Source organism: Paraburkholderia sp. J63 (genome assembly GCF_905220245.1).
In the GTDB taxonomy this organism is placed as follows: domain Bacteria; phylum Pseudomonadota; class Gammaproteobacteria; order Burkholderiales; family Burkholderiaceae; genus Paraburkholderia.
The window spans coordinates 1-360 of sequence record NZ_CAJMZF010000196.1 but is presented as its reverse complement, the minus strand read 5'-3'; the positions used below and the strand labels follow the sequence as shown (position 1 = coordinate 360).

1 pseudogene is annotated in these 360 nt (G+C 65.6%); it reads right to left on the bottom strand.

From position 1 onward, the window contains the following. Nucleotides 1-360 (bottom strand): annotated as a pseudogene (locus U5775_RS39145) (hypothetical protein); the annotation flags it as partial.

Below are 360 nucleotides of genomic sequence, written 5' to 3'. Positions count from 1 at the left end.
GACCGAAGCCTTCGTATTGACGCCGTTCTTGAGGTTCACCTTCGCACCCGGCGCGACATTCTGCGCGGCGTTGCCGTTGGCGCTCACGTTCCAGCCCTTGTTGGCCTCGGTGTTGACGGCGCCCAGTGCGCTGTCGACACGGCTCAGCGCGCTGCCGACATCGTTGAAAGACCCGCCGCTGCCCGTGAGCGAATTCGCATTGGCCAGCGTATAGGTCGGGCCCGTCACTTCGCCGGTGCTCGAGTTGATCGACGCACCGCCGCCCAGCGCATTGACCGTGGACGTGAGCTGCGCGACGTTCACGGCATCGGTGGACGCCGTACCCGCGCCCACGTTGACGATCTGACGTTGTGCGGAAGC